At 52.0% G+C, this 15561-nt stretch carries 10 protein-coding genes and 2 pseudogenes; 5 read left to right on the top strand and 7 right to left on the bottom strand.

The genetic code is table 11. The features are described 5' to 3' along the window. The first annotated feature begins 338 nt into the window (after positions 1 to 338). From PHF79_02080 to PHF79_02090, 3 genes and pseudogenes are all read left to right on the top strand, one after another. Positions 339 to 1904: a hypothetical protein gene (locus PHF79_02080; protein MDD5318589.1), complete on the top strand. Its 1566-nt coding sequence runs from the start codon at positions 339 to 341 to the stop codon at positions 1902 to 1904. Positions 1905 to 2063: 159 nt separating this feature from the next. Further along, positions 2064 to 2159: pseudogene (locus PHF79_02085) on the top strand (IS1595 family transposase). Between the two features lie 56 nt (positions 2160 to 2215). Beyond that, on the top strand, positions 2216 to 2944 hold the full coding sequence (locus PHF79_02090) for a 4'-phosphopantetheinyl transferase superfamily protein (GenBank protein MDD5318590.1): 729 nt from the start codon (positions 2216 to 2218) through the stop codon (positions 2942 to 2944). Between the two features lie 215 nt (positions 2945 to 3159). Here the strand turns inward: PHF79_02090 and hisC are convergent, their stop codons facing one another. The 3 genes from hisC to PHF79_02105 form a co-directional block, all read right to left on the bottom strand. Beyond that, positions 3160 to 4236, bottom strand: coding sequence for a histidinol-phosphate transaminase (gene hisC / locus PHF79_02095; protein MDD5318591.1), 1077 nt, complete (start codon positions 4234 to 4236; stop codon positions 3160 to 3162). Between the two features lie 259 nt (positions 4237 to 4495). Next, entirely contained in the window at positions 4496 to 5305 is an 810-nt protein-coding gene (locus PHF79_02100) for a hypothetical protein (protein MDD5318592.1), read from the bottom strand. Positions 5306 to 5315: 10 nt separating this feature from the next. After that, complete coding sequence (locus PHF79_02105) at positions 5316 to 8363, bottom strand: amino acid adenylation domain-containing protein (GenBank protein ID MDD5318593.1); 3048 nt, start codon at positions 8361 to 8363, stop codon at positions 5316 to 5318. A 584-nt stretch (positions 8364 to 8947) separates the two neighbouring features. Between PHF79_02105 and PHF79_02110 the strand changes: the two are divergent. Continuing rightward, positions 8948 to 9439, top strand: a pseudogene (locus tag PHF79_02110) (transposase). Positions 9440 to 10354: 915 nt separating this feature from the next. Then, positions 10355 to 10492, top strand: coding sequence for a hypothetical protein (locus PHF79_02115; GenBank protein ID MDD5318594.1), 138 nt, complete (start codon positions 10355 to 10357; stop codon positions 10490 to 10492). A gap of 374 nt (positions 10493 to 10866) precedes the next feature. Here the strand turns inward: PHF79_02115 and PHF79_02120 are convergent, their stop codons facing one another. Genes PHF79_02120 through PHF79_02135 form a run of 4 tightly spaced genes read right to left on the bottom strand, consistent with a single transcriptional unit; the run spans position 10867 to position 15404 of the window. Beyond that, entirely contained in the window at positions 10867 to 11997 is a 1131-nt protein-coding gene (locus PHF79_02120; protein MDD5318595.1) for a TniQ family protein, read from the bottom strand. Continuing rightward, entirely contained in the window at positions 11958 to 12845 is an 888-nt protein-coding gene (locus PHF79_02125) for a TniB family NTP-binding protein (protein ID MDD5318596.1), read from the bottom strand. The genes PHF79_02120 and PHF79_02125 overlap by 40 nt, the downstream gene beginning before the upstream one ends. Next, complete coding sequence (locus PHF79_02130; protein ID MDD5318597.1) at positions 12842 to 14722, bottom strand: DDE-type integrase/transposase/recombinase; 1881 nt, start codon at positions 14720 to 14722, stop codon at positions 12842 to 12844. Before PHF79_02130 ends, PHF79_02125 begins: the two co-directional genes overlap by 4 nt. Next, a complete protein-coding gene (locus PHF79_02135) occupies positions 14715 to 15404 on the bottom strand; it encodes a heteromeric transposase endonuclease subunit TnsA (GenBank protein MDD5318598.1) in 690 nt (229 codons plus the stop codon). Before PHF79_02135 ends, PHF79_02130 begins: the two co-directional genes overlap by 8 nt. Positions 15405 to 15561 lie beyond the last annotated feature (157 nt).

Here is a 15561-nt window from a genome sequence, read left to right on the forward strand (position 1 = left end):
TCTTCAGCGGCGCTGGTGGGCGGTGGTTGTGACTTCCACCAATTAAAGCTACATTCTGACAATAGCTGCTACAACACAGACATTCTCGCTCAGACCGTGGGGCCTTTTGGTGGATCATGGAAAAAATTCCCCTAGAAAAAGCCCACGCCCCGGTTTTCATAGACATAGGCAATCTGACTGACAGACGCTTTATGGTCTGGTGGTATGGGGTGCTGTCGCCCAACCGCTCCGACAAATACCAGCCAAAAGTGACTGTCCTGTTTCGCGAAATCGATGGCGAAGGGATTTTACTGAATAATTTTCAATGCAAGCGCGTTAACGTCACCAGCCTAGGGTTTATGCGCATAGGAACTGTATGGCACGACGGCAAACTGGTCGCCAGAGCCAGTTACACCACCAAGATACTTGACGTCAATTTTTCACCAGCCGGATGGCACTACTCTTCCATAGGTAAAAACGCCATATCAGATGAGCGTAGACTCATTCCCCGTGATATGTACCCCATATTCACGGGTTGTCCCAATGCGATGGCTGACAGTTGGCTGCTCCACTTCTCTACAGAGGATGAAAATACATCATCGCTTCTGATTCCTTGTATGGAGTTTTTCTCCCGCTGCTATGGATTTTCCGAAACAGTCAAACGTATATTAGTGACCTTGCCTTGGAGTGCTGCTGAACGGCGATTTTTTGCCACACCATCTGAACCATTGCCATCCAACCCGGGAACATGGGCAATTTGTCTGGGCCGAGACATGCTTGACGACGATGCCCTTTTCCTCGCACACCTGAAATACGATTCCTATGCGCGTAACCAAGCAAAGCAAATTTGGTCTCAGGCAGAAAGCATGTCGGGCACCAAACCTATTTTCCTGAAAGTGTCGCCATGGAATCAGGGGCTAGGCAAGATCCGCGTAGCTGGGATCAACATTCCAAAAACAAAAACATTCCTAGCTCTGAACATACTCGGCATGTCTCCACCGAAGAGCCCAAATATCTTATATGATCGTGCGAACACAAATAAAACTGGAGAAGCGGACGAAGAAACGATAAATGGATCGGCATGGACAGGCGCTGTACGCGTGACCTGTACTTTGGTCCCAGAAGGGTTGTCACTGACCGAAGATGAAGCGCCCGATCAAGGAACAGGGGCTGTAGACCTGGATGAATCGAAATGGGAGTGGCTTGGGAGATCGCCCGTATTAATCCCTATCAGGCGATCGCGCACGCAAAGCACGAGGGATGGAAAGGCAATTATCAGCCCAGCCTTCAATTCGGCAGTCTCTGCCGGTGAACCCCATGGTACAGGCAAGGACACTGGACGTGCGTCTATCCACGAGCCGATCCAGCTAGAATCAAGTGGTGCTTTATTAGATATGTGGGAAGCTCTCCGCCGACTAGCCAAACAATATAGTGAGAATATCTTTGACATCGGATTTTATACGTTAAAAAATGGCGCGCAGAGTGGTGTGAGACCATTAATGATACCCTTCCCATCACTCAACAAGGGGAACAAGGGCTATACTTGGTCAATCATTGATACCACACCGAAGCGCCAACGTGGTGTCTCGGTTATATGGATTCGATCCAGCGTAGGTTATGTGTTCATAATAGAGATAGAACGACGCACATGGACAGAGACTCAATCCGATGGAACTACGAAAAACATAGAAGATTCATTTAGTGGTCTGGTTTTCCGACTCGATAAAGAAAAGGAAATAGGTAAATGGATCACATTAGTCATGCAGAATCTTCCGCTAACTAATGGGGTGTTTAGCACAGGCTTGCTAAAATCCTGCCCAGGACAGGCTTGGACGTTCCCGCATAGGAATTCAAAAAGTAACAAAGTGGCTTGCGAATCAGCAGCACGGAATGCGTTGAAAAAGGTAGGAGTGGTACTATACTGAACTTTAGGGCGTATTCCGGGGAGACAACAAGACCGCCTGTATGCGCGAGTCATCTGCGTCCAGGACATCCGGCCCGCACGGACGTCTTGGTAGCGCTGCAGGTACTGGGTGGGTGCCATGAGCATGAGGGGTGCGTGACCACATCGGACTAGGCTCTAGGTAGACGAGTGGTTGCCTTGGGTGCAAATATCCATTGGCAGCCTCAAGACTTCATTTCCTTTGAGCGCGTTGCACGGAGTGTCTGGGAAACATCTGCCTGCATGGAGCATGTAGTCGTCCGATTCGCAGTTGAAAAAAGTTAAGAGGGAGGCATGAAGCGTTTTCAGGGTATTCCTTCAGTAAATGAAGAGGGGGGCTTTATTATTTCTGCGAATACGTTGCAGTCAAACCCCGACGGCGTTTTTATGCTCGTCAGCTTTGATGTCTCGAAGTTTATGGACAATTTGTATCAGAGGTTGGGGATTTCTTTTACTGAAGAAATCGCCAGTTCTGTAATAAAAAGAAGAGCTGAATACCTCGCGGGACGGTATGTGGCAAAACTCGCACTGGAGAGGCTCGGTTTCTTTAAATGTGACATCGAATCGGATGAACGGCGATGCCCGCTTTGGCCCATAGGTATCGTCGGCTCAATAAGTCATGCGAAAAACAAGGCACTTTGCGCCGTTTGGCGCACCACGCATACCGATACTATTGGCATAGATATCGAGTACTGGATTGCACCATATATCTGTAGCGCACTGGAAGCGCAGGCAGCGGACCGCACGGAGTGCGATCTGCTTGCGGCGTGCGGACTAACCTACCATAAGGCGCTCACGCTGTTATTTTCAGCAAAGGAGAGTGTGTTTAAGGCACTTTATCCAAAAGTCGGTTACTATTTCGACTTTTCGGCAATACGACTGGCGGCAATTGATACCGAAGCGCACATGCTAATCTTTGTTGTCAATCGAATGCTGGGACCTTATCGCAAGGGTTTCGCGTTGTCAGCAGCATACAAGATATTCACGGGAGGGGTGATAGTGCTCGTTCGAATTGGCAATTAGACTAATTATAGCCCAGATGTGGTGGCTTCTCTTCCCCCACGCAAGTCCCAGCAACCCTTAGGATCTTCTGGAACTTGTGGAGGATTTGGTGGATTAAGAGCCGTTCCTACCATGCATATCCAGTTGTCCCTCAAGCCCACTTTACCTTTAACGATTAATATCGTAACACAGCCTTTCGGGTCCCGCAATAAACTCCAAGAGGCTGCCTAATCAGGTTAAGACACAGAGAACTGTTCAGATAAAACCATCTCGAAAGCTGCCAGTAAACCAAAGCAGTCGCTTTCGGAACCAATGGTGATTCGCAGGAAGTTTTGGATACGCGGCCCATTGAGATGCCTGACCAGCACTCTGTGTCGGCGCAAACCAGTCATGAGTTGCGAAGCGGTATAAGTTGGATGGGTTACAAAGATAAAGTTTGTTGACGACGGTAACACGGTCAGCCCCAGATGTCGAAGCTCTTCTGATATCCATTGGCGTAGTCGCACGATCTCAGCAATGGTGCCGGTGAAGTAACTCTGGTCACCCAGCGATGCGATTGCCGCTACAATCGAAAGCGACGTCAAAGGGTACGAGTTAAAGCTGTTTTTGACCAAATCTAAACCCGCGATCAGCTCTGAGTTCCCCAGCGCATAGCCGACGCGGATGCCTGCCAAACTACGTGACTTGGAGAAGGTCCGAACTATCAGGAGGTTCGGATAACGATCCAGTAATGGGATTACAGTAGCGCCACTAAAATCCGCATATGCCTCGTCAACGATTACAACTTGATTTGGGTGCAACGTCAGCAGATATTCTATCTCAGCGTTGCTGATGGCATGCCCGGTCGGTGCATTGGGGTTTGCTAAAATGACACCCCCACAAAGTGCTCCATAATCGCGAACGTTGATGCGATAGTTCGCGTCAAGTGGAAGCTCCATATAATCAATATCATATAGCAAACAAAAAGTTTTATAGAAAGAGTAACTGATGTCCGGCATCAAGATCGGCAGGTCATGCCTAAGTAGTGCGCAAAACGCATGGGCGAGCACTTCGTCAGACCCGTTCCCAACAAAGACGCTATCGATCTCGACACCATGATAATGCGCAAGCGCCTCGCGCAGAGCTGTGGAATCAGGGTCAGGATAGAGCCTTAACCTGTCGCCTGGCCACACTCGTAGCGCTTCAATGACCGCGGGCGAGGGACCAAATGGGTTTTCGTTGGTATTCAACTTGACCAAGCCCACCTGATTAGACTGCTCACCCGGAATATATGGGACCAAATCAGCCAACGCCGGGCTCCAATACGTACTCATTCACTCCTCCATGTCCAACAGCATTTTCAGAGCAGCCTTAAAAACATAGCATCTAGCGTTTACTATCAGCATTACATTCATATTGTCACCTTTGGCCCCCATTTTGACGAGGCACTCCGCAGATTGAGGAGCGATGTAGTCATTTTAGCGTCTCTGAGAGCATCCACCCATTCTCCACCTCAATTGTGAACAGCATGCTTGGTACTAGCGAAGGCGTAGTGCATGAAAATATACTACAATCAGCACGGACCGGCCATACTCACTGCTGAATTTCGTCGGATATTTGACAATCGCCCTGATCCCCTTTACGTCTGTGTCGTTCGGCCTCGTGCCAAGTTCTGTCGGCAATACACTTCATTGCCTGATAAATCGGCATCGCTCGTTCGATCATTCGATGGACACGGTCTGGCAGGACAGAAGCGTTCTTCTGCGCCTCCAGCATGAGGCCATTACTATACTGCGCCTCGTCGTGCCAACCTTCCCACGATTTCCAAGCTGGAATGACCTTTGGCTCCCAACTCAGACTATGCGGCAGGAATGCTACGCCAATGCTGCTACAATATTCCTTCAGCATCGTCACTGGGTTTCGGAGAAGGTCGTCTGCATCAAATACGATCACAGCCTCAGGTTGCAGGCGCGACGATTCCTCATATATCTCGTAGAGCGACTCATAGCCAGCTTCAATCCAGTCGAAATCCGGCAGTTTCTTATACATGGACGCGAGCGACTTCTCAGGATGGCGGATGAGGAAGGTACTGATGATCTGTGAAAGAAACTTGCTTCGTAACGGCGTCCGCATGTGAAACGCGAGTTCTTTGACAAAGCACGGTTTCCCGTTTGCTCGACCCACCCGCTCAATATCGTCCCAGATTTCCTTGAAAGTGTACCCTGCTTGCACGGGCTGATCGGCGAACCTTGCATGCCCCCTTTCTCCTCCGAAGAAAAAAGCTTGCGAAAATGGCTCATGAATAACGTTGAAGTCCCCCCGCTCGATGAAGATTCGTTCGAAGGCGGTGGAGATCGACCGTGGATGCGCCCAGAGAAAGATTGGGTTTGATGTTATTTTCATACCAATTCCGCTAAACGCAGGTGGTTTTTTTCTGGCTGTGCCATGCTTTAAAACACCTTTTAATATACTCCTTTGGCGTGTCACCTCGCGTAAATAACATTGAATTGCCCAGCATCTGTTTGGCCTTATCGTTCGGAAATACGCCAGTTGCGTATCTTGGCAGGCGCAGCAAGTTGTCGAACAGAGTGCCGTGACAATTGATGGGATCTAAGAATACCGAGACCAGCGGTCCGAGCGTCTTGGCCGCAAGCTCAGTGTTCAAGATGTGTAACCAGTTTTCATAGCTAATCATCTCGATTTTGTGGCCCGATTCATTAACCCATTCGGCAAGATCCTTGAGATGCACCGTCCTTTCGTCCAGAATATGGTAGAAGTCTGCAGGAGCAACCAATGCAAGCCGCGCCATAGCGTCCGCAGCGTTTCGGACCATCGTGAAGTCCATTGAGTAATCGATATCGGGAGCTTTTCCTGTCAGAGCAATTAGCTTCAGCAAGCGGACATAGAGATCTTGTTCGTGATGCCGCATCGTTTGCGTGTTGCCCCAAAGTCGTGCAGGTCTAAAAATCTTAACGTCTAAACCTTGGCTCTTGACGTCCATCACGATCTGTTCGGAAACCCACTTGCTCTGTGCGTAGCCACCGAATAGACCTCGACTGTAATGTGAAGAAGATGACTCGCCTGAACTCCCTGTGGCGGCTTGCGTTGAAAAGAAAACCGCTAGGGTCGAGATGTAATTGAATTTCTTTATTCGCCCTGCGGCCGCAAACCGAAGAATCTGCGCCGTCCCTTTTACATTGGTGGGCGCGAGCTGCTCGTAACTCTTGATGAAGTCCACGTCTGCGGCGCAGTGGAAGATAGCATCGATGCTGTGTGAAAGCCGTCGAAATTCGTGGCGCGACAAACCGAAGTCCACGTCCGTGATATCCCCGACGACAATCTCAATACCTTCTTCCCGGACATTCAAGGGAATGTCGTATTTGTCTAAGGTGCGCTGTAGGCGCATGACAACTGATAATTCGGCATCCGACCGGACTAGACATGTCACCTCGACGCCAAGACGAACTAAGCTTGCTAGCAGGTGCACACCCAGGAATCCGGTCGCGCCAGTCAAGAGAAAGTGGTGAGTTGGGTTCTCGCTGCGACTTTCCTGTCGGACAATTGAAAGACAAGGAGCAGCGGGCTTAACATAGATCGAAAGATCGCCGCTTTCACAAGCTTGTTCCGATCTGGCTACAGAGGCTTTGGTAACTCCTGCTTGTAGCAGCTGTGCTGTCCAGCGGATAGTACCGCGCCCATCCAGAAACATGTGGTAGGGTATTCTGCAATGCCACTGCTGAGCGACTCGGTGAAGAATTTGTTGCGCTTCAATAGAGCTTCCGCCACCTGCGTGAAACTCCGTGTCAATTGAAAACCCGATTGCCAGATCTTTCGGCAACACGTCAAACCAGACATCCCAAAGCGCGGCCTCTATTTCGTTACATCCGGACGGCGGATGATGCGTCGTGTCAGATGTTGGCATTGGCAGCCTTTTGATATCTACCTTGCCGTTGATATTCATTGGTATTTCATCCAGTTCGATGATGAACGAAGGGATGCTATATGCTGGTAATCGTCTGAGAATCGCATCCTTGACATATTGCGCGATGGACTCGCGTGACAGGCGGTTTCGAGTCCAACGCATTACCAAATAGGCGATCAGATAGGTGCGTGCAGCGGTCCGCCATGGGCGAACCAGACATTCGGTGACCTCGGGAATGGTTGTAATCGCCTCCCTAACTTCTGCACACTCAATGCGAAAACCGTTGATCTTGATCTGGTCGTCTAAGCGTTCCACCCACTCCAACTCGTTATTCGGCAATAGGCGACATTTGTCTCCAGTTCGATATGCTTTACCGATAGTTGGTAAGTCAACGAATTTTTGTGCGTTTAGCGCAGCATCACCGATATACCCTAGGCGGGTCAGCGATGCGCCGCCGATATACAACTCCCCTACATCGCCTTTTGGTACGGGGGCATATTTCTCATCCAGCACCTCCGCAAGGATTCCATAGGTAGGGTGACCGATAGAGACTGGCTCATCCGCTCCGATGACTCCGCCAGGGTAGAGACGCTTAGTTGCGCAGACCGTCGCCTCGGTTGGGCCATAAGCGTTAATTAACAACCGGCCCACCCCCCAAGTTCGAATGAGTTGGCGACTCGGCGCTTCTCCGGCCAAGACAATGGTATTCAGGTCAGGCAGTGGTGGTGGCACGCCGATCGCACTCAGCAATGTAGGCGTCACGACTGCATAGCTGATCCGACGCTCTGCCAACATATGGCAAAAGGCCGAAAGTTCGAGTTCTTCTGCGCTGGTGATATACAAGGTGGCACCGGTTGCTAATGCGCCGACGATGTCGCGGATTGACGCATCAAATCCGAAGGACATGCACAGCGCAATCCGATCGCTGCATTTGATCTCTCCACTGCGAACATGCTCCATGACCATGTTCGTCACGTTGCCGTGATCGATCTGCACACCTTTGGGATAGCCCGTAGTGCCCGAGGTAAAAATGACATAGGCCCGATTACATTCTCCGACCTCGCTTCCGATCGGGGCCTCACTGGCCGACTCATGAACGCTTTCCGTAAAGCAACGCTCAATGTTGATGAGACTTGCCAGATCGACGAACTTTTCGGCAGTAGTATCATCGATGATCGCGATTGACGCTCCGCTGGTGTCGAGCACATATCTGATTCGCTCTACCGGGGCCATGTTATCCACGGGTATGTAACAACCGCCTAGTTCCCATATCGCCAATAGCGTTAAGACCCAATTTGTAGACCGTTGGAGGCAGACGGCAACCGCCGAGTCCCTGTCGACTCCCGCAACACGCAATACGTCGGCTAGGTTCCTAGCTCGCACGAACAGTTCCTGGTAAGTGAAACTACGATCTGCGTCGAATATGGCGACCTTGTCGGGATAGCGTGTCACAGCTGCGTCGAAAAGAATGAAATGGTTATTTTTCTGCCACGTCAATCCCGAGATACGTGCGCTGGATTCAGCAACGTCGGTTAGCATTGACATGGAGTCTTCCGTTGTGTTTCTACCGATGCTTGATCTGCACCGCTTCCAGCCCATACTGGACCAACGAAAGCGTCCAAGGTGAGCCTCCGACCATTAGCATTGCAGCACTCCAACCAGATCAATGGCCGGCGACATGGCATATCGGGGCGAGAATCATTGGAAATCCAGACGGAAGATTCCAACAGTTGGGTAGTATTGTTTACGGTGGGGAGCCTCTGACGCAATACAAAACTCCTCGCAGAACTAGGGCAGGAAAGAACGTTCGACGCCGATGCTTCTCCTGTAGGCCAACGTCCGATGGGAGCAGTGTGACAGAGCATATTTGCATTATCCCTCACAACGATCTCCTGTCAAGGTAAAGCCTTGTCCAACGACACATGAGTCTGAACGGGATAGCGTGTTTCCACGCTGAGATGGGTTTGAAAGCGGACTGGAGTCTGGGATTATCCGGAGATGATCGTGACTCTACATACCGACAAGCTCAGCACCCTGGAGCAACTACGTGCCTTCGCCAACGGTACCCAGGCCAGATCCTTCCAAGCGTCCAGCCGCCAGGAAGTCTATGACTGTATCGCCGACTGTCCGACGAGCAGACCGAGCTCCAGCTCATGGGTCGCCGCAGTTTCCAACACTTCTGTGGTCTGGAGCAATCCGCGAACATTCTGGACCGCACGACCATCTGGAACTTTGAGAACCGCGTCGACGCGGACGATGTGGCGGCACTGTTCGCTGAACTGGATCGACAGATCCGTGCCCAGAGTCTGGAAGCCCACGCGGGGCAAATCATGATGCGGCCTTGGTGCCCGCTCCCAAGCAGCACTTCACCAAGGGGGATAAAGAGATCCTAGAGCAGAACGCCGTCCCGGCGGACTGGCGTCCGGCCAAACGGCGGCAGAAGGATCGGGATGCCAGTTGGACCAGGAAGCACGGGAAAAGCCATCACGGCCACAAGGTTACGGTGAGCGTGGACCGCAAGCACAAGCTGGTTCGCAACCGGATGCCGATACGGCCAGGGTCCACGACTCTCAGCATCTGGCATGGAGGCGGTCCTGGACGAGTGGAATACCAGTGAACGAGGGCAACCAGTACGACTTACCTGAAAAGTACAAAACCACACCCTCGCCATCAGCCTTCAGCATCTTCAGGTCCACCCCTCGCCCCACCTTCCTCGGCAATCCATGAAAATACGCCAACCCCACCGACACCCACCGGCGCAGAAATTCCTCTCCCTCCCCACTTTCACGCATCATCGCCAGCATTTCCTGCTCTAATTTTCGCTGACGGACCTTTTGGGCGGCACCATCTTTGACTTTAGGCACCACAACATCCGCCGAATGCACCTCACGCAAATATCGCACAAAACCCGATAAAGCTGCTCGTTGACCCGGCACCTTAGCCAAATAAACTTCCACCGTATTCTGGTCTGGCTTCTTCAGTCCCATTTTCTGGTTCTCCAGCAACAGGGCTTTCGCAGGTACCATGGCAAGGCGCGCGGAGCGCAAACTCAGCTTTCCAGCCTTTACCTCTACCAAAAGTGTGTCGTGGTAGCCTTTCAGTATCCGTAATCCTGCCGGATCGCCTTCCAGCGCTTTTAGCATACCAGCAATTTGCCGTTTCTCGGAATCCTCTGCCTGCACAGCAACATCTTTGACCACCAACCCAACTTCCTGCATCCATCGCATGGGAAGCCGCACTCTGCGTAGCCCTTCAGCGCCAAAGTGAGCAACCAAACGGTTATAGTTGGGGATAGCCTCCCAAACTTTCTCGATCTCCAGAAAAAAGGATAGATAGCGGTTCACGGAAATGGCCGCCTTGTTATCCCCGACAGTGACGGCCAACCATGCACCAAATCCCTCAAAATGATCCGCCATAACCCGCACAGAAAAAGCTGCCCGATTCATAGATATCCGCGTTCTCATGAGGCATCGCCAATAGCAGGACTCACACTGAGCACCTCTGCCAGCCGGCATAGATTGTCCACATTCATGGCAGAGGATCATTCCGCCATCAAGACATACTTTGCACAAGCGCCGCCCATCGTCGGTCACCACCAAAAGTCTATGGTGGTGGCAGGCATGGCAGTTTCCGTGATCGGCATGGGCGCATTTTGGGCAAAGCCGTAGATTATGATTGAACCGAGATACCCGCGTTAGCCTTCTCGACAACTCGCCACAAAGCTCACAGGCCTCAGCCTCCCTAAAATAATTCGCACAGGAATTACATACAGGGCCAGAGCGCGTCACCCGTCCCACTCGGAAGTCTGTCTTTCCACACCGGATGCAGGGCCGGGCCACCGCACAGCGACGACACACAGCAGCCATATCCCTGCGCGGCAACCGTGCGTAGTTCCCACACTTCGGACAAAGTCGGCGCTTAAATTCTCGTGCGTAGCATGTGGAACAATACTTATGGCCGTGATAAACCCGCGTTATTTTTCTGCCTCGCTTGCCACATTCGTCGCAAATCACCTCAGCCGAAGGCGTCACCACCATATCCATCATCGCAGCGACATCTCCAGCTTGCGCTGTAATCGCTGCCACATGCGCATTACTTCGTGACGCGGCCGGGGTTGGCCAGGTTCGCGTATTGCCTGCTTTCTGTACCCTCTGGCGTTATCAGGCAGTTGCGCGAAAACCTCAGCGAACAAGTCTGGCATCCGTTCTCCCTTGCTCACAAAACCTTGGCGGGTAATACCGGATTCCTGGAGATGCTTAGACACGTCGGCCAAGTCGGTTCGCATCAGTTTCCACAGCGCGCCCAGCAACAGGTGACGTTCCGCTGTGCCAAGCAGTTCAACCCCTGTGCCGGGATTCAGCGGTAACTCAGGGACTGCAACCCCCATCCGCTCCAGAAATGCGTGCAAAGCCTCCGCATCGCTACGATTAGCTCTTCGTAATAATGCGGACAAAAAAGACGCACCGGCAAACCATGCATCGGTCTCCGTCGGGTGTGCCATGAACTGACCACTGCCATGACGAATCGCCTCGTCGCCTGCATCCTGGAACGCCATGACATCGTCCGAACATGGCGTAATAGCGCCCACATCCCGCAAATCTCCTTTGCAGGTCGCGCAGACCGCCACATGACCATCCTTCGCATGCAGTCGGTGTGGCTCTAAGGGCACCCCACAATGTGGGCAGCGGTCCAGCAGAGCACAATGATGATGCACACAAACCACATGCCACGCGAGACGCCATTGCAGGCGATAATAGGGGATACGGTCATCGCGCAGACAAGCTGGACAATACTGCAGACCGCTTCGCCTCTTGGTATTCCGCGCACCCAGCGCCAATATCCACGGCCACACGGCCTTGTCGGGCAGGGGTCCATTACTGACACGCTCAGCGATCCTTTTCAGCGTAGCAGCGCGAAAGGAAGACAGCGGAATTCCCGCAGGGACGACCAGCTTATTTAACGGTGCGTCATCAAGAAAACGGTCCACGTCTCTCGTCCATATGCGCCACTTTGGCCATACGTCTCCGGTAAGCACCATCGGGTCGCAGCCTTGGGCAAGCGCTGCACGCACCAGCCACGACGAGATAATTTCATCGGGCAGCAGAGGTACAGAACGCACCCAACGCGGGCGATCTATACCAGTTCCCGGATGCCACGCGTAGGCCGTAGCCATTGCTTTCCCTCTATGATCGATTTGTCGATTTTCTCCGTACCAGTTTTAATGGCTTCCACCGCACACGCCACCAAAAGGCGATGCAGATTACCCAGATTCCCTTCGGAAATAGCAAAAAGCAGACTTACCGTCTCGCTTTGATGTAACAAAGAGGGATTTTTAAGCGGTAATACTTGTTCAAAACTCGCTACCAGTTGCTGAAACTCTGGGTTCAATTCCCATGGCGGCAACGTGACCACATCAAAGCGGCTGGCATGCTGTGGGTCCGTGTGCAAAACCCGGACGGCCTCTCTGGTGCCCACGCCGACGATGGGAATCGCCAATTCGTTGCATAGCAGCTTGATGGCGTTCATGACCTCGCGTTGCTTGGTCACCGTCCCCGTCAGGAGAGAGTGGAACTCATCGATTACCAGGATACGCACATGGCAGTCTCGCATCAGATGAACCACCTGATAGCGCAGCTTAGAAGCCGGGTCCGTCGCTCGGTACGGTGTCCAGAAACGCTCCAGGATCGCTATATACAACCCCTTTTCGTCTGCGCTGGGCGGCGCTTCGCTTACAATAACTGGTTTAACGGGTTCGGCATTCTCATTGACGTAGCCCTCTCCATGCAACTTCTGAAAGCGCCGAATAATCGTTGTCTTCCCGTTATTGGAGTCACCAACGATCAGCAGATTAGGCATGCGTGGGCGCATGGGCTTTTCCATTAAACCGCGCAAGTTATCCAAAAGGCGATTAGCCTGGGCATAACCAATCCAACGCGGCTCGTCGAGAAATGCCATGCGGTCCTTATCCGACATTCCTAAAACATGGCGGAATTCCGGATGAATATGAGCGAGGTCTATCATGCAATATCATCCAATGGCTTAACAACGCCTTCCAGCAACATCGAGGCAGGGGCCGCTTTCTCCAATACGCTTCTATTTGAAGTCAGCGGCTGTGATGGAGATACCTTTTTCGCGTGTTCCTTGCGCTTTTGCTGCTGGCGACGCGCCTTTTTCGTCCTTTCCGACGAGCCATCGACCTGTTGCCGCAGATCATTCAAGGCTTGGAGCACCATGACCTCATCCACAGATTTCATACCCTGCTGACGAGCGCGACTTACCGCCTGCTGGTACTCCCAGATACTCATGCTCGGCATCGCCTGATCCGCGTATGGGACGCGAAAATACATTTTTAACTCAGGATCATGGAACCAGATCACGCTGATATCACGGGGATCACGGCGGAAAATGAATTGCCGCTTTTTACCGGGGGTATCCGGGTCATCCGCATTGATCCACTGCCGGATAACGTCCGCATAATAGGTCAGCCCATCTACGGAAACACCATCCGCCTGAATAGTCCGCTTGAACATCGGCAAGAAGTCATATAACAATACCTCACGATTCGCAGGTAACGCGGGCATTCCACGGCCCGGGGTGTCTTTATCCCCGAAGATACCCAGTTCCCACTTTTTCTCGGGCGTCATACCGATGGAAGAATGGAGTCGCTTGTGATACACCTTGCAAATAAGAGTAACCAGCCATGTTTCAAATTCCGACTTGGTCATCGTAGCGTGCTTCTCGGAGTCGTATTCGTCCCGTTCTTTTATCGACGAGAACGTAGTTCCGGGTAGATCATGGATCTCTTTCAGCATGGTGCCCAATAAACGTTCGATGTGACCACCATAGCGGGGCTGCTTTACCGGGCGGTATTCAAGCCGAATATTGTACATCATGCAGGAATTACGGAAGCTTTCCGAGCGAAAATCCGATCCATTATCCACATGAATGGTCGTCATCAGACCAGACACCGGCCATTTTGCATCGACATGATGCAAGACCAACCAATCATCTTTGGGAAGTATAGCTTGCGCCACACACATTGCCACAGAGGTTACCGAAGGTGCGTCAAAGGACAGATAGTAGCCAACGATCATGCGACTAAAAACATCTATTGCCATAGTAATATAGGGGCGGCCAATGGGTTTGCGATAAATATCGTCAACCAGAATAATGTCTGCGGGTGTGTGGTCTATCTGCACAACAGCCAATGGATAATCCGCGTTGGGGAACTGACTAGGGACAGGAATAAACTTGTTCTTGGCCTTCTCACGATATCCCCGTTTGCGTAGCGTCTCCCGCTCACTAATCTCAGCAACCCTGGCGCGTATCGTGTTCGGGTGCGGGATCTCAGTGAGTTGCGCTTCAATGCACCGTCGGCGCGCTTCCAAAACCACTTTCTGAACGGAGGGCCGCTGCACAGTCAGATACAACGCATTGATAACGTCCTGAATAATCTGTTCCGCATGCAACGATATTTTCTTGGCGCCTCTCCTGACCCCTCTTTTCTCCGGCATGAGTCCGTCAAGAGTTCCCGCATCCCGATATAGCTTCAGCCAACGGTAAAGCGTGGTGAAGTTGATTCCCACCTCTTGAGCTCGGGCCTCTACTTCACGTCGCCCCACGTCAAATCGGTCCAGAAGCGGTTGTATCGCGGCATATCGGGATTGCGCCGTCTTCCAGTCTTCGTCGGCAACGGTATCCAGATCACGAACCATTACGGTGCCACCCACTGCAGGCGCCAAGTCTGCAATACGCAGGGTGCAACTCCGGGCAGACTCCACATCTAACCCAATGACGGTTTCCAAATCTAGCACCTCAGTGATGCGATAAATCTTTCCGGAGGTCACCACCATCTTCCCTGGCGCAGGCAGAAACGTTTGTCGGGCCGGCTTAGTCATGATCCGGCACCCAAAGTTCGCTGGCGTGGGACAATGGCTGTGACCAGTCGCACTCCATCCGTGCAGTCGCCAGCAGGTGCCACAGGTGGCTAATGCCTATGGCGCGGTCCACTTCTCCAAAAAAGTGGCGGGCCAACAGGTGATCGAACGTCGCTGTCCCCATTTGACGCAGATTCCCGATAATCCATTCAGACTCTTCCGGCACGAACTGCATTTGCCGATACCGCTGCAGAAACATGGCATTCTTCCAGCGTTGGTCGCGGATACGCGGTTCATGCCTCAAATGAAATACGTAGCCGCCCTCCTTGCAATAAGTCATGGCCGCACGGAATTTTGCTTTCCATTCGGGTAGATGCTCGTCCAGTTCGCTGGTGGGCTTCACCTCAACAAGAATAGGAGCGCGGTAAGGCCCAGGATAAGCCCGATAAGTCACCAGATAGTCAGGCGTATAAGGATAGGTTTGCCCGTTAGAACCAATAAACTCGATGGTCGCAGGTTGCGAAACCACATCCAGCACCGTTCCGTCCGTTTCAAGTCGGATCAAAAAGTCGCGTTCCAACGTAGACTCGAAGTCTACTGGACCCACGCCGCGAAACGGATAAAGCCCGGAAACACTACGCCGGGTCGTACCGATCTTGCGCCTGGAGGGGTTATCAACTTTGTTGCAGCTATTGATATTCATCTTGAACCTTGTAGCGGCTATTGGTGGTATTGTGTAGCAGCAATTGGTGTAAATCAAGCGGCGTAAGCAGTTGTTTCATGGTTCATAGTGTAGCATTAATTGGTAGAAGTCACAGTGGTTCGCACCCTCGCCCCGGTGAAATCAGTCTGGCACATCA

It is taken from the genome of Candidatus Paceibacterota bacterium (assembly GCA_028714275.1).
Classification (GTDB): Bacteria; Patescibacteriota; Minisyncoccia; order Phycocordibacterales; family CAINVO01; genus CAINVO01.